Annotated in this window: 22 protein-coding genes; 5 read left to right on the top strand and 17 right to left on the bottom strand. The window is 60.6% G+C overall.

Translation table 11 applies throughout. From position 1 onward, the window contains the following. Positions 1-1166, bottom strand: a 1166-nt coding sequence (locus B2344_RS03245) for a RecQ family ATP-dependent DNA helicase (RefSeq protein ID WP_290484652.1), incomplete at its 3' end; no start/stop codon positions are given. A gap of 49 nt (positions 1167-1215) precedes the next feature. Next, a complete protein-coding gene (locus B2344_RS03240; RefSeq protein WP_206991237.1) occupies positions 1216-2106 on the bottom strand; it encodes a histone deacetylase family protein in 891 nt (296 codons plus the stop codon). A 137-nt stretch (positions 2107-2243) separates the two neighbouring features. Between B2344_RS03240 and B2344_RS03235 the strand changes: the two genes are divergently transcribed. From B2344_RS03235 to B2344_RS03225, 3 genes are all read left to right on the top strand, one after another. Further along, positions 2244-2939: a pirin family protein gene (locus B2344_RS03235; protein ID WP_290483306.1), complete on the top strand. Its 696-nt coding sequence runs from the start codon at positions 2244-2246 to the stop codon at positions 2937-2939. A gap of 82 nt (positions 2940-3021) precedes the next feature. Next, positions 3022-3333: a cupin gene (locus B2344_RS03230; protein WP_206991239.1), complete on the top strand. Its 312-nt coding sequence runs from the start codon at positions 3022-3024 to the stop codon at positions 3331-3333. A 97-nt stretch (positions 3334-3430) separates the two neighbouring features. Beyond that, a complete protein-coding gene (locus B2344_RS03225) occupies positions 3431-3922 on the top strand; it encodes a hypothetical protein (RefSeq protein ID WP_206991240.1) in 492 nt (163 codons plus the stop codon). Here the strand turns inward: B2344_RS03225 and B2344_RS03220 are convergent. Then, the gene (locus B2344_RS03220; protein WP_290479876.1) at positions 3919-4338 is read right to left on the bottom strand and encodes a 6-carboxytetrahydropterin synthase; all 420 of its coding nucleotides are present in this window, start codon (positions 4336-4338) and stop codon (positions 3919-3921) included. The two genes, B2344_RS03225 and B2344_RS03220, sit on opposite strands and share 4 nt — an antisense overlap. Positions 4339-4467: 129 nt before the next feature. Continuing rightward, positions 4468-5175, bottom strand: coding sequence for a 7-cyano-7-deazaguanine synthase QueC (gene queC, locus B2344_RS03215; protein WP_290484651.1), 708 nt, complete (start codon positions 5173-5175; stop codon positions 4468-4470). Positions 5176-5386: 211 nt separating this feature from the next. On the opposite strand from queC, the gene B2344_RS03210 reads away from it, so the two are divergent. Beyond that, positions 5387-8260, top strand: a complete 2874-nt coding sequence (locus tag B2344_RS03210; RefSeq protein WP_290483304.1) for a TonB-dependent receptor — start codon at positions 5387-5389, stop codon at positions 8258-8260. A 119-nt stretch (positions 8261-8379) separates the two neighbouring features. After that, complete coding sequence (locus B2344_RS03205; RefSeq protein WP_290479879.1) at positions 8380-9522, top strand: PQQ-dependent sugar dehydrogenase; 1143 nt, start codon at positions 8380-8382, stop codon at positions 9520-9522. 6 nt (positions 9523-9528) lie between these two features. On the opposite strand, the gene recR is transcribed toward B2344_RS03205, so the two are convergent. The 13 genes from recR to B2344_RS03140 form a co-directional block, all read right to left on the bottom strand. After that, positions 9529-10134 carry a recombination mediator RecR gene (gene recR, locus B2344_RS03200; RefSeq protein ID WP_290479880.1) on the bottom strand — a complete coding sequence of 202 codons (606 nt, stop codon included), beginning with the start codon at positions 10132-10134 and terminating at the stop codon, positions 9529-9531. A 130-nt stretch (positions 10135-10264) separates the two neighbouring features. After that, entirely contained in the window at positions 10265-10978 is a 714-nt protein-coding gene (gene ctrA, locus B2344_RS03195; RefSeq protein WP_034810668.1) for a response regulator transcription factor CtrA, read from the bottom strand. Positions 10979-11113: 135 nt separating this feature from the next. Then, a complete protein-coding gene (locus B2344_RS03190) occupies positions 11114-11953 on the bottom strand; it encodes an AAA family ATPase (RefSeq protein ID WP_034810665.1) in 840 nt (279 codons plus the stop codon). Between the two features lie 4 nt (positions 11954-11957). Beyond that, positions 11958-12962 (bottom strand): flagellar biosynthesis protein FlhF-like protein, encoded by a 1005-nt coding sequence (locus B2344_RS03185; RefSeq protein WP_242517382.1) that lies wholly within the window; start codon positions 12960-12962, stop codon positions 11958-11960. Positions 12963-13133: 171 nt separating this feature from the next. After that, positions 13134-13400: a flagellar motor switch protein FliN gene (gene fliN / locus B2344_RS03180; RefSeq protein WP_034810661.1), complete on the bottom strand. Its 267-nt coding sequence runs from the start codon at positions 13398-13400 to the stop codon at positions 13134-13136. Then, the gene (locus B2344_RS03175) at positions 13397-13801 is read right to left on the bottom strand and encodes a hypothetical protein (RefSeq protein ID WP_034810659.1); all 405 of its coding nucleotides are present in this window, start codon (positions 13799-13801) and stop codon (positions 13397-13399) included. Before B2344_RS03175 ends, fliN begins: the two co-directional genes overlap by 4 nt. Next, entirely contained in the window at positions 13798-14727 is a 930-nt protein-coding gene (locus B2344_RS03170) for a FliG C-terminal domain-containing protein (protein WP_290484650.1), read from the bottom strand. Before B2344_RS03170 ends, B2344_RS03175 begins: the two co-directional genes overlap by 4 nt. Continuing rightward, positions 14724-15401, bottom strand: a complete 678-nt coding sequence (locus B2344_RS03165) for a hypothetical protein (RefSeq protein ID WP_206991247.1) — start codon at positions 15399-15401, stop codon at positions 14724-14726. The genes B2344_RS03170 and B2344_RS03165 overlap by 4 nt, the downstream gene beginning before the upstream one ends. A gap of 106 nt (positions 15402-15507) precedes the next feature. Next, positions 15508-15780 carry a DUF1153 domain-containing protein gene (locus B2344_RS03160; protein WP_206991248.1) on the bottom strand — a complete coding sequence of 91 codons (273 nt, stop codon included), beginning with the start codon at positions 15778-15780 and terminating at the stop codon, positions 15508-15510. A 210-nt stretch (positions 15781-15990) separates the two neighbouring features. Further along, positions 15991-17073 (bottom strand): phosphotransferase, encoded by a 1083-nt coding sequence (locus tag B2344_RS03155; protein WP_051607420.1) that lies wholly within the window; start codon positions 17071-17073, stop codon positions 15991-15993. Further along, positions 17074-17712, bottom strand: coding sequence for a hypothetical protein (locus B2344_RS03150; protein WP_206991249.1), 639 nt, complete (start codon positions 17710-17712; stop codon positions 17074-17076). Positions 17713-17725: 13 nt separating this feature from the next. Next, entirely contained in the window at positions 17726-18535 is an 810-nt protein-coding gene (proC, locus tag B2344_RS03145; protein ID WP_206991250.1) for a pyrroline-5-carboxylate reductase, read from the bottom strand. Between the two features lie 10 nt (positions 18536-18545). Next, positions 18546-19034 (bottom strand): YbjN domain-containing protein (locus B2344_RS03140; protein WP_349678524.1); only part of this gene is annotated, 489 nt, incomplete at its 5' end.

Below are 19034 nucleotides of genomic sequence, written 5' to 3'. Positions count from 1 at the left end.
TCCCCGAAATAGCGGCGCACGGCAGCGCGGCGGCATTCATCGCCATCAAAGAAGGCAAACAGCTGGCGGGTCTTGGTGATCTGCACCCGCTTGACCGCTTCGGGCGCGTCCCCCTCATAGGTCCAGCTGAGCGAGCGGCGCATGTCGGCGGGGCCGTAGAGGGCGACACCCTCGGCGGGCTCTCCATCGCGGCCCGCACGGCCGACTTCCTGCCAGTAGGCTTCCATCGTCTTGGGCGGATCAGCATGGATGACAAAGCGCACATCCGGCTTGTCGACCCCCATGCCGAAGGCGACGGTGGCGCACATGACGAGGCCATCTTCCAGCAGGAAACGCCGCTGGCGCTCGGCCCGCACATCGGCATCGAGCCCAGCATGATAGGCGAGCGCCGTGATGCCCGCGCGCTCGATGGCCTCGGCGAGGTCTTCGGTGGCGTTGCGGGTGGCGGCATAGACGATGCCAGACAGGCCCGGACGCGCCTTGACGAGGGAGACGACCCGCTGGGCGCGGTTGCCTTCCTTGGGCTCTGCGGCGAGGGCGAGATTGGGCCGGTCGAAGCTCGCCACATGGACCGCCGGTTGCGTCAGGTCGAGCTGGGCAAGGATGTCGTCGCGCGTACGGGTGTCAGCCGTGGCGGTGACTGCGAGGCGCGGCACGCCGGGGAACATATCCTTCAGACGCCCGAGCGCGCGATAGTCCGGGCGGAAATCATGGCCCCATTGGCTGACACAGTGGGCCTCGTCCACGGCAATCAGCGAGACCTTCATCTGGGCAAGCCGCTGGGCCAGCCCCGTGCCCATGCCTTCGGGCGAGACATAGAGCAGATCCATCTCGCCGCGCGCGGCCGCCTCCAGCGCTTCGGCGCGGGCATTGAAGTCCATCGAGGAATCCAGCCGCTCGGCGCGCACGCCGACCTGTTTGAGCGCATCGACCTGATCGGCCATCAGCGCGATCAGCGGCGAGACGACAATGCCGATACCATCGCGCAGCAGCGCCGGGATCTGGTAGCAGAGCGACTTGCCGCCGCCGGTCGGCAGCACGGCGAGGCCATCCTTGCCCGCCAGCGTGTCGGCGATGACATCCTCCTGCAGCCCCCGGAAGGCGTCATAGCCATAGACGCGCTTCAGCAGCGCGCGGGCATCATCAAGAGTTGGCTGGGCAGGCATCAGCCTCTTGTGGCGACGCAAGTGAGTCGGGGCAAGAGCACAGGTGCCTTCACGCAGCCGCGCCGAACGCCTCGACAAGAAACGTATGGCGACGGGCGACGGCGCGGGCGTCACGGGCATAGCCGCCGCCGAGGACACCGCAGAGCGGGATGCCGGCTGAGCGGCAGGCCCGCGCCACAAAGGCGTCCCGCGCGCGCAGGCCGTCATCCGTCAGGGACAACAGGCCCAACCGGTCTTCTGCATGCGGATCGACCCCGGCATTGTAGAAGACGATATCCGGCGACGTACCAAGCGCGGCCTCGACCAAGTCTTCCAGCGCGGCCAGATAGTCCGCATCGCCCGTGCCCTTCGGCAGGCCGATGTCCAGATCAGAGGGCGGTTTCTCGCGCGGCCAGTTCTGCTCGCAATGCAGCGAGGCGGTGAAGACGCGCGGATCATAGCGGAAGATCAGCGCCGTGCCGTCGCCATGATGGACGTCGCAATCGATGACCGCCACGCGGCGCACTTCCTTCGTTTCCAGCAAGAGCTTTCCGGCAACGCCGACATCGTTGAACACGCAGAACCCTGCCCCGCCGTCGGGCCCGGCATGATGGCTGCCGCCGGCAAGGTTCACAGCGGCCCCCTGCTCCAGCGCAAGCCGCGCGGCGAGACATGTGCCACCGACCGAGGCAGCCGAGCGCCGGGCAATGGCGGGCGTGATCTCGAACCCGACCTTGCGCGCGGCCTTCGCGTCCAGCGTCTGGGTCATGATGGCGCTGACATAGGCCTCGTCATGCGCGAGGTGCAGCCAGTCTTCCAGCGCGGCCTCCGGCGCTATGAAACGGTGGCCCGCGTCGCGGAGAAATTCGGCCACGAGCGCATATTTGCGCATCGGGAAGCGATGGTCATCGGCGACCGTTTTCGCGTCATAATCGACATGGTGGATAATGGGCAGTGTCATATCGGGCGGAACCTAGCGGGTTTTCCGCCCGTTTCCACTTATGCACGGTGCGCATAGGTGTGATGGCTGGCCGCAATCTACAGGCTGCGCCCGGACGCGTCATATTCGCTGCAACACGAGCGCGAAAGGATATCGCCATGATTGAACACAGACCCTTCAAACAGCTCGGCCGGTTCCAGAATGACTGGCTGAATGCCAATTACCATTTCTCTTTTTCCGGTTATCACGACCCGAAGCGCATGGGCGAAGGCGCCCTGCGTGTCTGGAATGATGACACGATCCAGCCGCATACCGGCTTCCCGCCGCACGGGCACAGCTCGATGGAAATCATCACCTATGTCCGCACCGGCGCGATCACGCACAAGGATTCCATGGGCAATACCGGCCGTACCGAGGCCGGGGACGTTCAGGTCATGAGCGCTGGCGACGGTGTGCAGCATTCCGAGTGGAACGCCGAAGACGAGGAAACCACCCTGTTCCAGATCTGGATCCTGCCGCGTCAAGCAGGTGGCAAGCCTGGTTGGGGCGCCCGGAAATTTCCCAAAGGGGAACGGTCCGGCAATTGGGCGGTGCTGGCCTCAGGTGACGGCGCAGACGACAGCCTCGTCATCAATCAGGACGCCAATGTGCTCGGCGCGACACTGAAGGAAGGCGAAACGCTGACCTATGAAGTGAAGGAAGGCCGTCATGGATATCTGGTGCTGGCCGACGGATCTGTCGAGTTGAACGGCCTTGTCATGACCGGACGCGACGGGGCCGCCATCACCGGGCCCGAGACCCTGACGGTGAAGGGCGTTGCCGACGCCGAGATCGTGTTCGTCGACACGGTTTGATCTCTGCCTCCGGCCACGTTACTTCGAAGACCGGGCCGCAGCGCAATGCGGCTCGGTCTTATTGGTTGTGGGAGGTCACACGATGCAAGTTATCCGCGGCAAGGCGTTTACCGCGCCCAAGGCCTGGGGTGCGATCGATGTCGCAAACATGGACGGGATCACCACACGCCTTCACTGGACCGACCAGCCCTATATCTGGCACGTCAATGAGGGCGAGGAGGTGTTCGCGGTCCTCGATGGGATCGTGGACATGCACTATCGCGAAGACGGTGCAGAGAAGATCGTGACGCTGGAAACAGGAGACATTTTCTTCGCCGGGATTGGATGCGAACATGTCGCTCACCCCCGGGGTGAAGCCCGCATCCTTGTGGTCGAGCAGGAAGGCAGTGTTTGAACCCCTGACAGGTGCACTCCACGCTCACAGGCCTGTGACTTCTACGGGCATGGGCCGCGTGGTAGGATGAATCTATAGCAGTTTTGGAGAGACTTCGATGAAACGACTAGTTCCCCTCGCCGCCCTAGCCTTGCTGGCCGCCCCGGCCGCGCTCGCAGGCGAAATCAATGTCACCTTCAGCCCGGAATTCACCGAGGAGCTGAACGATGAATACGGCATGCGCGAAGCTGATTACCTGATAGAAGAAGTGCAGGAAGACCTGACCCGCGAACTCGGCAAGGCCGGGCTCGACATAGCCCGCATTGATGTGACCATCCTTGACGCCAAGCCCAACAAGCCGACGTTCAAGCAATTGGGCGATACGCCGGGCCTTGATTATGGCGACTCCAAAAGCATTGGTGGCATGAAACTGTCAGCAACGGCCTTTGATGCCAGCGGCAAAGCGACAGGCGACCTGACCTATGACTGGTATGAGACTGATATTCGTTATGCCGGTATCTCGACCTGGCAGGACGCCAAGCGCGCCTCTGACCGGTTTGCCCGCAAATTCGTGAAAGAACTGACAGCCGCGACGCCGTCCGGCAGCTAGAGAACCAGCTCGCACCGCTCATTCAGGCTTGGCCGGGAAATGGCGACTTTCGTCAGGCCCGGCAGGCCTTCTTTCAGGTCGGCTGCTGCCCAGAGGCAGATCCGCTCCAGCGTCGGCACTTCAAGCCCTTCAATGTCATTCAGCAGCTTGTGATCCAGCTTCGCTGCCGTAGCCTGCAGGCAGGCGGTCAGATGAGAGAAATCCTCAACCCATTGCTCGCCTGGCTTGACCGTGCCCGCAACCGTCGCCTCCAGTACAAAGGAATGGCCGTGCACATTGCGGTAGGGATGCCCTTCAGGCTTGCCGCCCATATAATGGGCCGCCTCGAAATTCACAGATTTCGAGATCGCAAACACGCGGCCTTCCGGGCTGGTCGCCGCGGCTGAGGTGCTGGTCTGGTCAGTCTGTGTGGTCATCGGTTCGTTTCAATTCTCGTGCGGTTTTGCGCCAACAAGTGCTTGAGGCGCGGATTGGCGCCCAATTGCTGGAAAAAGCTCGAAAAGTCCAGTTGTTATGGCTGCTTCTTCTGCAAGTGAATTGGGTGTTCAGGCACCGGCTTTCCAGCCTGCCCAGCCCTTTGCGCGCAGCTCACAAGCCGGGCATTCCCCACAGCCATAGCCCCACTCATGGCGCTGGCCGCGCTCGCCCAGATAGCACGTATGGGTATCTTCCGCGATCAGATCGACCAGCGCCTGGCCCCCCAGATCTTCTGCCAGCGCCCACGTCCCTGCCTTGTCTATGTACATTAGCGGCGTGTCGATCTGCATCGGAACATCGAGGCCCAGCCTCAGTGTTTCAGCCTGGGCGTCCATCGTCGTTGCGCGGCAGTCGGGATAGCCCGAATAGTCCGTTTCGCACATCCCGCCGACCAGAACAGAAATGCCCCGGCGGCTGGCCAGAGCGCCCGCCAAGGTCAGGAACAGCAGATTACGGCCCGGCACGAATGTGGAAGGCAGGCCGGCCTCTGTCATCTCGATGCTGACATCGTGCGTCATCGCCGTTTCTCCGAGCGACTTCAGCACGGTGGCGTCGAGCATATGGTCCGGTCCAAGACGGCTGCCCCAGTCTGCATTTAGGTCAGCCAGACCCCGCCGTACCGTCTCCCGGCAATCGAGTTCGATCCGGTGGCGTTGGCCGTAGTCAAAACCGACCGTCTCTACGCGCCCGAATCGCTCAAGCGCCCATGCCAGGCAGGTCGTGGAATCCTGCCCTCCCGAGAAGAGGACCAGTGCGGCGGTAGAAGAATGTGACATGCTGCGCCTGTAACAGGCATGGGCAACGCGGCCAAGCAAGGGCGTTACATTTTTAACACCCGCATTTTAAAACCCGTCATTACCCCAGCGTCATGTTGACAGACCCGTCACGAATGCATTCAGATGACAATTGAAGCAGGCCCAAAAGAGGCCGGCTCGGCTAAAATTGCTCGAGGCAGCACTAAAGCGGCCCGAGGGGAGGAAACAAAACATGCGAAATATCAGACACTCGAAATCCGTCTGGCTGGCTGGGGCATCCGCTCTCGTGGTCGGTCTGGTGGGGCCGATGGCCGCCGCTCAGGATGATTCCGACGAAAGCCCGCGCACCCTGTCAACGGTCACGGTGACGACACAGAAAACCGAGGAATCCATTCAGGATGTTCCGATCGCGGTTTCCGCGTTCGATGAAGATGCCCTCGACCGGCTCCAGCTTGCCGGTGGCCCTGACCTGGTGAAATCCATTCCGAACGTCAGCTTCACCAAAGGCAACTTCACATCATTCAACTTCAAGATCCGCGGTATTGGCGCCGACGTGGTTGCACAATCCGGTGATGCGGGTGTGGGTATCCACCAGAACGACATTCCGCTTACGGCCAACCGCCTCTTCGAAGCCGAGTTCTATGATGTTGAACGTGTCGAGGTCCTGCGTGGCCCACAAGGTACGCTTTATGGACGCAACGCGACTGGCGGTGTGTTCAACCTGATTACTGCCAAGCCGGTACTGGGCGAATTCCAGGCAGATGCCGAGCTGACCTATGGCAATTACAACACGTTCAAAGGCAAGGGCATGGTCAACCTGCCCCTTGGCGAAAACGCCGCCCTGCGTGTGGCTGGCTCCTATCTCGGCCGTGACGGCTATGTGGACAATCTGACAACCGGCAATGATGTCGATGATCGTGACCTCTATAGTGTGCGGGCGACCCTCGCATTCGAGCCCACAGACTGGGCCCGCGGTTGGATTTCGGTTGAGCATTTCGAAGAAGACGATTCCCGCCTCCGCTCCGGTAAGCAGCTGTGCGACAAGGACGAAGGCTTCGACAGCTTCATGGGCATTCCGGTCTCAGCTGTTGACCAGTTGGCGACGTCACTCGGCTGTGAAGATGCTCCGCTCGACCAGTCCCGTGACCGCGTGAATTCGCAGGCCACCCTCGCTGGCGGCCTCGGCATCTTTGCCGGCCTCCTGAACGGTGATGTGAACCTGGCCCCGGCCATTTCGGACCTGCGCAAGATTGAGTCGGCCTTCGACCCAATGTACCAGGCCGACCAGACGCTCTATTCATGGAAAGCTGAAGCCGATATCGGCGACAATCTACTGCTGACCTATCTCGGCAGTTATAGTGAGAGCTCGGTCGTATCGCGTGAGGATTACAACAAGGCCTCTGCATCACTGACCTTCAACACAACGGCCGGCCCCTTCATCAACCCGGCCCTGGCACCACTCTATCCCCTCCTGTTCCCAGGCGGCGTCGTGACCGATCCGGAACTTGGCGCTGCCAATTCCTTCCGGACCTTCGACCTGTCTGGTGGCAATAGTGAGCAGACCACTCACGAACTTCGGCTCCAGTCCGACTATGATGGTCCGTTCAACTTCAACCTTGGTGCCATCAAGGTGGATTTCGAATCCATCGATCCGTACAATGCTGAAGACGGTTATTACGTTCTGTCGAACGCGCTGACGGCTCTGACGCAGATCAATAATGCGGCTGGTGGCGCCCTGTTCGGCGGCAATGTTCCGCTCGATAGCGGCTCTACGACCTCCGATGGTGCGTCCCTGTTCGACCTGTCCCTGAATGGTGACGGCGGGAACTATTTCCGCTCGCTGTCCCCCTACCAGCTGGAATCCTTCGCTGTCTTTGGTGAAGGTTACTATGACGTCTCTGACGATCTCCAGCTCACGCTGGGACTTCGCTATACGGATGACCAGAAGGAACAGGACATCGTCTCGACCTTCCTGTTCACTCCACAACCAGCAGGCGCAGACCCACTTGCGTCTCAAGGCAAGCTGAAAGCCGACTTCCAGGAAATCACTGGCCGTATCGGTTTTGACTACACAGCTGATCTCGACTTCACAGACGATACGCTGATCTACGGCTTCTATTCCAAGGGCTACAAGGGTGGCGGCATCAACCCGCCACAGCCAGCAGGTGCAAACCTGTTCCCGCAGACCTTCGATCCGGAATTCATCAACTCGTATGAAATCGGAACGAAGAACACGTTTGCAGGCGGCACCGCCCAGCTGAACCTGACCGGCTTCATGTATGACTATGAAGGCTACCAGATCACGCAGATCATCAACCGCTCTTCGGTGAACATCAACGTGGACGCAGAGCTTCAGGGTCTTGAGCTGGAAGCCCTGTGGACGCCGGCAGACAATTGGCTGCTGACGGCTAATCTCGGCCTTCTGAATGCCGAAGTCGTCGACACTTATGGCATCGACGTGCTCGACCGCACCAATGGACGGGCAGATCTCGTCGCGCTGAAGAATTCCAGCACCTATTCGAACTGTGTCGTGTCCGCTCAGGGCTATGCCACAGTGCTGGGAGCCATTCAGGGCGGCCTGCTTGCTCCGGGTTCCACGCTTGGCCTCTGTACCGGCGCATTCTCCGGGCAGGAAGCCGCCTTCGGTCTGGACGGCGTCACCGTGACCTACACGGACTCCAATGGCGACACGCAGACGGCCACGGCCCTGCAGCCCATCGAAGGGGATGCCAAGAATCTGGATGGCAACTCCATGCCGGGCGCCCCGGACATGACGCTGAACCTGGCGGCGGAATACACATTCCCAGCCATCAGCAATTCCAACTGGGACCTTACGATCCGCGGCGACTACTACATGCAGTCGGAAAGCGAGAGCCGTATCTGGAACACGCCGCGCGATGGACTGGAATCCTGGTCCAACGTCAACCTGTCGATCCTGCTCAATAATCCAGAGAGCGGATGGGGCGTGGAAGTCTTCGCCAAGAACTTGACCGACGAGGAAGTCATCACCGGCACGTACCTGACCGACGATTCCTCAGGCCTGTTCACCAACGCCTTCCTGACCGAGCCAGCTCTCTACGGCGTCACGGTCAAGAAGTCCTGGTAGGACCCGGACTCGTTTGAATTCCAAGGGCGGCCTTTCGAGGTCGCCCTTTTTGTTTGGCCAATCGGCAGGCTCGTCCTATGGTCCCAGCAAACCTCCCTGCCTCAAACGGAGACGCCCTCATGCGCCCTATCATCCCCCTGCTTCCGCTCGCACTGATTGTTGCCGCTTGTGGCGGGCCAGCTGAAACCACGCCGGTCGCAACAAGCGACTTTGACGTGAAACTCACGCCCGTCGTGACCGAGGCCGAGTGGCCCTGGGGTCTCGCCTTCCTGCCGAATGGCGATTTGCTGTTCACAGAGAAGGAAGGCGGCCTGAAATTCGTGGCTGGAGGCGAGGGCACCCCCTCTTCCGTGACCGGCCTGCCGGAAGCGTTCATTGAAGGTCAGGCAGGATATCTTGGCCTGGTGCTGGATCCGGACTTCGAGACCAACCGCATGGTCTACATCTCCTACTCCAAGGGCGATGGTGCCGCGAACGCAGCAGCCGTCATCAAGGGCCGCCTCAGCGACGATGCCAGCGCGCTGCAAAATGTTGAGGAAATCTTCTGGGCCGATGCGCGCGATACCGCCTACCATTATGGCTCGCGCCTGCAATTTGCGAATGACGGCACCCTGTTCGTTTCCCTCGGCGAGGGCTTCAGCTTCATGAAGGATGCTCAGGATCCCACCAATACGCATGGTACCATCGTCCGCATCAACACAGACGGCTCTATTCCTGCAGACAATCCGTTTGCCGATGGTGAAGCCGGTGCGCCCGCAGTCTGGTCCTATGGTCACCGCAATGTGCAGGGGCTCTACTACGACACCGCCACGGACACGTTGTACGAGACAGAACACGGCCCCAAAGGCGGCGACGAACTCAACATCTCCACGCCCGGCGCGAATTATGGCTGGCCCAAGATCACCTATGGCGTGAATTATGATGGCACAATCATAACGAATGAGACCGAAGCCGAAGGCATGGTTCAACCGCTCACTTATTGGGTACCATCAATTGCTCCTTCAGGCCTCACCATGCTGACCAGCGACGTTTATCCGGGCTGGAAAGGCGACCTTTTCACGGGCGGCATGAACGGTCCGGCCGGACTGGAGCTGACGCGGATCGACATGGAAAATGGAGAAGTGGTCGGCAAGCAGTCACTGTTTGACGAAGAATATGCGATCCGTGACGTGGTTCAGGGCCCCGATGGTCACCTCTATGTCGCGACCAAGGATTTCGACGGCATATTCCGCGTGGATATCGCTGAAGCGGAAGCCGAATAGGCCCGATCAGATATCGCGGCGTGACCTGAGTGCGGCGGCGAGCGTACCATCATCGAGATGGTCCAGTTCGCCGCCCACAGGTACGCCATGCGCCAGACGCGTGACACTGACGCCCTTCCCTTCAAGCAACTCGGCCACGTAGTGCGCTGTCGTCTGGCCATCAACAGTGGCATTGAGCGCGAGGATCACTTCGCGTATGCCGCCCGCGTCCACGCGGGTCACCAATGACGGAATGTTGAGGTCATCTGGCGTAATACCGTCGATCGCCGACAGGACGCCGCCGAGCACATGGTAACGCCCCCGGAACGCGCCACCGCGCTCCAGCGCCCAGAGATCCGGCACGTCTTCCACCACGCACACCAGCGCATCATCGCGCCCACCTGCCTGGCACACTGCGCAAGGCTGCACCGTGTCGAAATTCCCGCAGACCTTGCACCGTTCGATCTTCTCGCCTGCCTCAGCCAGCGCGTCGGCCAGCGGTTTCAGCAAAGTGTCGCGACGCTTTAACAGGAACAGGGCAACGCGCCGCGCAGACCGGGGCCCGAGGCCCGGCAGGCGCGAGATCAGTTCAATCAGGCGAAGGATTTCAGGACCGGCAGAATTCTGGGACATGGCGTTCAATGTCAGCTATTTGCGCCTGGTTGCAAGCCGGAACGTGCAAAAGCCATTTGCGCGCAAAACAAAACCCCGACCTTTCGGCCGGGGTTCGGGAAGCACTCTTAAAGCTTCAAAACTCTGGGCGTCAGGCCGCCGCTTCGACTTCCGCCGTCTTCGAGCTTGGACGCGGATCGCGCAGAACATAACCGCGCCCCCAGACCGTTTCGATATAGTGGTTGCCGTTGGTCGCATTCTGCAGCTTCTTGCGCAGCTTGCAGATGAAGACGTCGATGATCTTCAATTCTGGCTCGTCCATGCCGCCATAGAGGTGGTTCAGGAACATTTCCTTGGTCAGCGTCGTGCCTTTCCGGAGGGAAAGAAGCTCGAACATCTGGTATTCCTTGCCGGTCAGATGAACGCGCTCGTCGTCCACTTCCACGGTCTTCGCGTCGAGATTCACAACGATTTCGCCCGTGCGGATCACGCTCTCGGCATGGCCTTTGGAGCGACGCACAATGGCGGTGATGCGGGCGATCAGCTCGTCCTTGTTGAATGGCTTGGTGAGATAGTCGTCGGCGCCGTAGCCGAGCGTCTTCACCTTCGCTTCAATGTCGGGATTGCCGGAGAGGATCATCACAGGCGTGTTCACACGGCCCATGCGCAGCTGCTTGAGCACTTCGTACCCGGAAATATCAGGCAGTGAGAGGTCAAGCACGATCATGTCGTACTCATAGACCTTGCCGAGGTCCACGCCCTCTTCGCCGAGGTCGGTGGTGTAGATGTTGAAGCCTGCAGCCTTCAGCATCAACTCGATGGAACGAGCCACCGCACTATCATCTTCAATCAGCAGGACGCGCATCTCTCGTCTCCCGAATCATCATTACGACCAAGCTAGCCGCATTTCCTGTCAATGTGAATCCTACGGGCTGTTCCTTTAACGAAGGTTAACAAGCCGTACGATCCGCCCCCAAAACTTCTACTTTCTTCACACAGATTAATAGCCAATATCGACACCTTGACGGGCGCCTATGAGCATCTGGGAAATTGCAATTGCATCCTGGATCGGCTGTGCCTGCTGGTCTGTGGAGATCAGCGTCTTCTGGCAGCGGATCGCATCGCGCACTTTCGGATCCCGCATTACGGTGCCCGCAAGATGTGGACGGAAGCCGAGGAAGGTCTGACAAGCGCGCGCAATCGCTTCATAGGTGCGCTGGCCTGCGGCCCGAGACTCGGCCTGATTGATACAGATGACCGGTTCGACATTCGGCGCGTAACCGCGCAACACCTTGATGAACGCATAAGCGTCCGTCATCGAAGTCGGCTCGTCGGTAATGACCATGAGCGCCTTGTCGGCGGCGCGCGCCAAGCGCATGCAATTGGCTTCGATCCCGGCGCCAAGGTCCACGACCACCTGGTCGTATTGCAGCGCCAGCGCCGAAAGACCTGCAGCAAGGCGGGCAACTTCCTCAGGCGGAAGCTCAGCCAGCGCGCCAGAGCCGGATCGGCCAGGCAATACGTCAAAGCCGCCATCTGCTGCGCCGCCATCGACGGCCGTCACAGCGTCATCCAGTTCGACCCAGCCTGCGATGACCGCGGCGAGGTCGGTTTCCGGAGCGATGCCGAGTTGAACGTCGACATTGGCAAGGCCCAAATCGCCATCCACCAACAGTGTGCGCTTGCCGGCCTGGGCAAAAGCGGAGGCCAGGGTAATGGCCATGAAAGTCTTGCCGACACCACCTTTGCCACTCGCAACAGCGATGATCGAGGCTGGCGCGACGCGAGGGGTCGGCCGCTGAGCCGGACGTTCCTGCGATTTTCGAAGCATGAAGCTCATAGGACTACGCAGCTCCTTTCAGGGCGATCACATCGCCGGGGGCATCTTCCATCAACAAGGCAGCCAGCCGGGACGGCGCTGCCGGCACCAGCCCGCCGCCTATAAAGGGCGTAACGGCAAGGTGCGAGAAGGCGATTCCCGCAGAAGACAGAGCCGAAATGGCCCCTCCCCGCCTGCGGGCAATATCGAGTTTGGTCAGGATAGCGCGGCGTATGCCAGCGCGGGCAAAGATGCGGGCAGCATCTGCCTGATCTTCCGGGTGACCTTCGGCTGACATGACAAGTACGGGCTCGGCGCGCACGACCTGAATCAGGTCCTGCAGGCTGTCCATGTCATCCTGGTCGAACGCATTGATCGATGGCAGGTCAATCACACAGCGATGCCCGGCGGCCCGTGCGGTGCGCAACGTGTCGAAAAGGGCATCTGGCGTCAAAGCGGTGCGAATCTGGCCACGCTCCTGTTCCAGATAGGCTGCGAGCTGAGCGCCGCCTGCAGTTCCATCAAGGTCTGCAGCAATTGGCAGGATGGCCGTACGGGCAACCGCCGCCCGGCGGGTCAGTTTCGCTGCAGTGGAGGTCCGGCCATGTCCTGGCGGCCCCACGAGGATGATGTCGCGTTCCATGCGGGCCGCAATCGGATCGCAGGTGACGATGCGCTCCAGACCGGCCGCGATCGAATCCTCTGGCGAGTCGCCCGGAACCGCATTCTGATCAGCGCCCTCATGAGCGACCCGATCCGCAAAGCGCTTGGGGGCGCCATGCCATAGAAGAGCGTCGCGAACGCGACTGTAGAGAGGGTTTTCAGAGCCACGACCATGTCCGGTGCCACGGGCTTCTCGCAGGAATAGCGGTTCGCTTGGAACAACGCCGCCTCCCAGCTTGTCCGTTGCAGCGCGAACTTCCACACCGCCGTCGATCTCCCGTTCAGACAGGATGACCGCGTCCGCTCCCATTTCGGCAAAAATCATCGCTTTGGCGGCCTCAAGGGTCTCCGCGGCGAACATCTTCATGCGCATGTTTGCATGTTCCCTTGTGTTGATCACCCCGCCGATCGCCACCCCAATAGGCCGACAGGACATGCTTTCGTTGGAAGCAGTTAACACCGGCAAAGGTTAACAACTTCCTTTCTTCCGTTAGGAATTGGGCGGCCTTGCAATGTTTTAATGATAATTACCTAAGCGTCAGGCAGCCGCGCGATCGTCGACGATTTCCGACAGGGTCACGCCCAATTGGCCATCCGCTATAACCAGTTTGCCCCGCGCCATCAGGCGATCTGACAGATAGATGTCAACCGGCTCACCCGTATGGCGTTCCAGGGCAACGATGTCCCCTTCTGCCATGGCCATCAGTTCCTCGATGGGCATCCGCAGTTCACCCAGCACCACATCCACCCGGACAGGCACATCCATCAGGCTCTTTTTCAGCGCGGGATTGGCAGAATCAGTCATGAGGTACCTTCGGGTGTAACACGCGTGAGAGATTGCCGGGCGTCGAACAGATCACCCTGCCCGTCAAGAATAGTGCGGGCGGTGGCCCTTATTAACGCATGGGCCCGGTCACTGAAACCCTCCTCATAGGCGCAGGCCTCCAGATGACCTGTCAGCGCCACGAGATTGGCGAGGGCTTCGTTGAGTGCATTCGTCACGCCCTGCAAGCGCTCGCTGTCGGCGCGGGCCGCTTCGGCGCGCACACTGGCAGCGCCTTCCGCACGGGCTTCCGCCAGCATTTCCAGCAATTCCGGCGTGGTCAGCTTCACCGGTGGGTCGAGCTCGACCGGAGCCGCTTCGCCCGGACTGAAATCGCTGCGAAATTCAAATTGCGTAACAGATTTGACAGCGCGGTGGATCATTCGACGAGTTCATCCTCATCTTGCGGACGCCCTGCGCGAATGTCTCCGCGCTCGATCAGCGTGCGGGCCAGATCAACCAGTTCCATTCGTGCGGCTTCAATCTCGCTGCGGCGCACGGCGCCAAGCATGTCGATTTCCTCGCGCAGCAATTCTCCAGCGCGTTGCGTCATGTTTCGGAAGAAGGCCGCGCAGGTCTCTTCGCGTGCGCCTTTCAGCGCAAAGGTGAGGCGTGTACGGTCTGCGGCAGACAGCAAGGTCTGCAGTCCCCCCGCATCCAGATTCGCCAGATCGTCGAAAGTGAACATCAATGAGCGGACGCGCTGTCCGGCGCCTGGCACAGCGGATTCCAGCGCAGACAAAAGGCTTTGTTCTGAACGGCTATCCATCCGGTCGAAGATACGGGCGACACCTTCATGACCACCGGTTCGGGAAGCTGGCGCCGCACCGGCCATCCATGCCGACACGGCTGTTTCGAGCGCTGCGACCGCGCTTGGATGCGCCGGACCCAAGTGTAACAGGCGTTGCATCACCTCGACGGCGACAGGTTTCTCGAGCGCCTTCAACATGCGCGCCGAGGCTTTGCCATCCAGGCGGGAAAGCATCAGGGCAAGTGCTTGCGGGTGCTGGCCCTCAGCCAGTTTCAACAAATCTCGCGTTTCAAGTTCAGACACTTCAGCCCAGATTGGCGTATCGGCTTCGGCAGATGCGCCGCTGCGCGCATGCGCCTGTTTGTAGCTTTCCAGCGCATCAGTCTCATCACGCAAATCATCATCCAGCGCGTCCATTGCGGCAGAAAGTGCGCGGGCTTCCTGCGGGCTCAATTCGCTCCAGACTGGCGCGGCCTCAGGCCCCAGAGCGCGCATCAGACGCGCCGACCGAGCAAGCCCGGCCGTGCCGCGCGGCCGGGAAATCGCCAGCGCGCTCATGCGGCATCTCCTTCACCGCGCATCCAACTGCGCAGGATCGATGCGGTGCGCGCGGGGTCCTTGCGCACAAGGGATGCGGCGTCCGGGTCCGGCTGGCGGACCGGGCGTGGTTTGGACACCGGAATGATGTCGGCAGATTCGATGCGGGTCGACTTTCGGTCAGCTGGCGCGCCGGTACTCGTCGCCGCGGGAGCCGCATCAAGCGGGGCACGAAAACCAACCCATGCCAACAAACCGCAAAGCAATGCGTACAGGCCAAGCTCAGTCCAGCCAGTTGCATCCGGACGACCGGCAACACCGCGCGCGAAGTCAGCCTGTTCGATGATCAACTGATCGCCGGTTTCAGGCGACAGGAGAATGGCGGAACTTGCAAGACGTTGCAGGGTTGGTGCGGTCTCGCTCGCATCTGACGCCAGCAGGATGAGGACCGATCGGCCTGAGCGACCATCGCCGGACACGGAAAGGCGGATATTTCCCGTGCCAGCCACCGGCTCAAGAATACCCATCAGGGAAGTTTCAATGGCTGATCCAGGCACCCAGGATTCAACGGGCTGGGTGAACAGGTCGCTGGCACGCCAGCTGCCCAGCACGCCAGCAATGACAAGCGCAAACAGCGCGACTGCTCGTGTGGAGAGCATCGCGCTGCCTTGGAATTTTGCGAGCTTATGGTCCATTCGCCACTCCTGTTGCCGGGTAAACTTCCGGCATTCAGGACCAGTGATAGGCGCTGGCATTTAAATTTGTGTTTAACGGAGAGGAGTCCGTTAACCGTGACGCGTCCTAGCGGCGGTATTGCTGCAAACGTGTGGTCCGCAGTCCCTTGGTTCCGTGACGGGAGTAAAGCTTCTCCCACGTCTCGAACTCTTCTTCGCTCAGGCTGTAGCGATCACAAGCAGCCTTGCGGGACAGGAGCCCCCCGGAGACTGCTGCAACGACTTCAGCTTTGCGACGCGTAACCCAACGCGAAATGTTAGGTGACGGAAGATCCGCCAGAGTCAGCATCTGGCCATCCGGGCCGGGGACGCTGATGTTACGTGCATTGTGCTGTTCCATGTCCACACCATTCTAGTTGCTATGACAGGACTGCCCGGCTTCTCCGGGCGCCATGGAAATCAACATACAGGGTGGGGTTTAAGCCGAGGCGTAAGCGACCCGGTCAGTTTTACTCCCCCGGTTAGAGGAATGTTTGGAAAGCTGTACCGGGCCGGGACAAAATGTGGGAATCGGCTGGATTCATTACAGAAAGTATAACTTTCGCCTGGATTACGGCAGCAATGCCAGCGCATCATTGTCGCGTGCCTGCGCTGCGTGACGGCGCAGCATGGTGAGGAACATCTCGTCTCCGCGGTCCGTCTGTTTCACCAGCATCGCGGCCCCGAAAGCGACCGACATGCCGTAAAAGCTGAACCAGCGATAATGATCGTAGAGCGCCTCGAACGAATAGTCGGAAATACCCTGCTCGGTCAGCCGCGCATGATAGAAGCGCAGCAATGCCTGCTCGTGCTTTGGCCGGTCTTCGCGCGTCAGGCCCGCTCCGATGAAGTATGCGACATCGCCAGCTGGCGCGCCCTTGCCAGCTGTTTGCCAGTCTACAACGGCCAGTGGCTTGGGTGCCGCGTCCGCGCCGAACAACATGTTGTCGAGCCGGAAATCATTGTGCGTAAGCGCGTGCGGGCCGTCATAACCCTCACTCCAGGCTGGCAACGCGGCCGCATAGGCATCGCCCACAAGGATGTCGTCAGCCTCCAGCCGTTCACCATACCGATCCTTGAATCCATGCCAGAGCCCACTCACTGCTTCCGGTGTCAGCGCGGGTGGCGGCGCAAGGTCACTGCCCTGCAACCAGGCGTGCGTATCAAGCGAAGGATCATTCCAGTACGCGGCATGCAACACAGCCGCTGCCGACAAGGCACGCTCGGCCTCGGCAACGCTACACCCCTGAAGTTGGTCGCCCTGCTCTGACGGCGCCATGTCTTCCATGATCAGCGCGAACCGGTTCGTGTCCGGGTCATAATCTGTGTAAAATGCCGCGGGTGTAATCACGCCGGCCACTTTCGGAAAAGTTCGATAGAATTTTACTTCCCGCTCATAATGGCCGAGCAGCTTGGCAGTCATCAGGCTTTCCGGGCTGTCAGACGGAAACTTGCCTACCAGTGTCGCCGGAGCATTCGGCCCCTTGCGCGCATAGTCGAAAACAAAGCGGACATTCTCGCCGATCTGTCCGGTGCCGATGGATTTTGCGGTGAGGCCAGCAACCTCGGCGTCAATACCGATCTCTCCAAATAGCGCATTGAACCAATCCGCTCCCAATGAGAGCGGGTCTGCGTCGAGGCCTGGTCGACTCATTCATGTTTCCTCCGGTTTCGTTTCCTCGTCGGCAGTGTTGTCCTGCCGTGTTTTCTTTTTTCCCCAGCCGGTGAAGCGCTGAAGCTGCTCCATCCGGTCTTCGGCGTCGCGCAGGCCCTTGTCGAGCGCGGCCATGGTCAGCGCGAAATCGCCGCTTGTTTCCTTGCGCCAGGCGCGTTCGGCTGTGTCGATCACATAACCAATCGCGACGGATTTGAGCCCCACCGGCGCGCCGGAGCGATTGTCGAGCCCGGCCGAGACAAGCGCCCAGTCGGCGCTGCGCTTTCGGGCGAGTGGAAGCGAGAGCAAGAGCAACGGCGTATGGTCGCGATACTTCATCAGCGAAAGGAGACCGGCACGGTGCGCTTCCATTGCCTCGAACCGCAGCATGATGACGTCGAACAGGCGTTCCCGCGGGCTTTCATCATGCGACACGCCCTCTTCCGACATGGCCTTGTCGAAATAGGGGTCGGCATGTGCGGCAAGATCATCCTTGCCGGCAAGGCCATGAAATTCGGAAAGACTGGTATCTGCGGCCTCCGCAATGGCCGACAGTGTCAGATCGGCCCAGGGCGTCTCGTCGGCAAGTTCCAGTGCGGCGAGCAGGCCCTTTTCCAATATGCCCGCCTGCGTCGTCATCGGTAACTGTCCTCTAATCCGGCTCTCTGGAAAGCTCCCGGTCGCGGGTCACAGCAGCGCGCAGGGCTTTCCTCAGCAATATAGGCATCCCACCGTCATCCATAAGGATGTCAAGAGCGGCCTGGGTGATGCCGCCGGGGGAAGTGACCATTTTTCTGAGCGCATTTGGAGTCTGGCCAGATTGTTCCATCAGGGCCGCCGCGCCGATGATCGTCTCGATGGCAAGGCGCGCCGCCATGTCCTTTGGCACGCCTTCGGCCTCTCCGGCTTCGGCCATCACCTCGGCAAGCAGGAAGACATAGGCCGGGCCGCATCCTGAAATGCCAGTCGCGGCAACCATCGTCTTCTCGTCCATTGGCCCTTCGACAAGCCCGAGCGGTGTGAGCAGCTTGCGGGCGGTTTCAATATCCACAGAGCCCAGCGACGAGGCCGCCGACAGCAGCGTGACGCCCTTGCCGACGGACCCCGGCGTGTTCGGCATGGCGCGGATCACATGCGGTGTGCCGAGGCGGTCTTCGAGCTGGCTCAGCTTGATCCCGCCCATGACAGAGATCACCAATGTTCTCTCATCGATGTATTGCTTGATGCTTTCAGCAGCGCGCGTGAATTGCTGGGGCTTGATACCCAGAACGACGATGCGCGCAGGCGACGGGTCCGGGTTGAGCGTGATGCGGCCGGCTTCAGCCCATTCTTGCACTTGCGGGGTCGGGCGCGGCGCGACGATGGAAATACTAGGCTTGGATCGCCCCGACAGCCAACCGGACGCCAGTGCGCCGCCCATGCGGCCTGCCCCGATCAGGACAATTGACTGTGCCGCCGCCACGCGCCGGGTCTCAGGCTTCGCCGTGGGTTTCGAACATGACCGCATCCATCGCTTCGCGTGGGCTCTTGCCAGCCCAGATCAGGAAGTTGAACGCAGGCACAAACCGGTCAACGGCGCTGACGGCCGCCGCGATGGTCGAACGGAGCTCGCCCAGCGAGGCTTCATCCCGATCCATCATGGAAAAGGTATATCGGAAAATGACCACACCTTCGTCTGCCCAGTAATCAAAGTGGCCGAGCCAGAGGCGCTCATTGGCCATGATGATCAGTTCGGACAGCTGACGGCGTTTGTCAGCAATCGGCTTGATGTCGAGGGTGACGGAAAAATGGATCGCGGCTGGCTCAGGGCGAAACGCAAACAGCGCGCCCATATCACCCCAACGGGTCTCAGCCACAGCCTGAATAGTGCCTTCTTCGTCGCGTTCGTGTTGCCACCCGGCGATTTCGAGGGCCTCTTCGACGCGATCGAGCGGATCGATCCCTTCGAATTCTTCGCGTGA

It is taken from the genome of Hyphomonas sp. UBA3195 (genome assembly GCF_002366485.1).
GTDB lineage: Bacteria > Pseudomonadota > Alphaproteobacteria > Caulobacterales > Hyphomonadaceae > Hyphomonas.
Note: the sequence above shows the minus strand (reverse complement) of the source record. Positions and strands in the feature narration are given on the sequence as shown.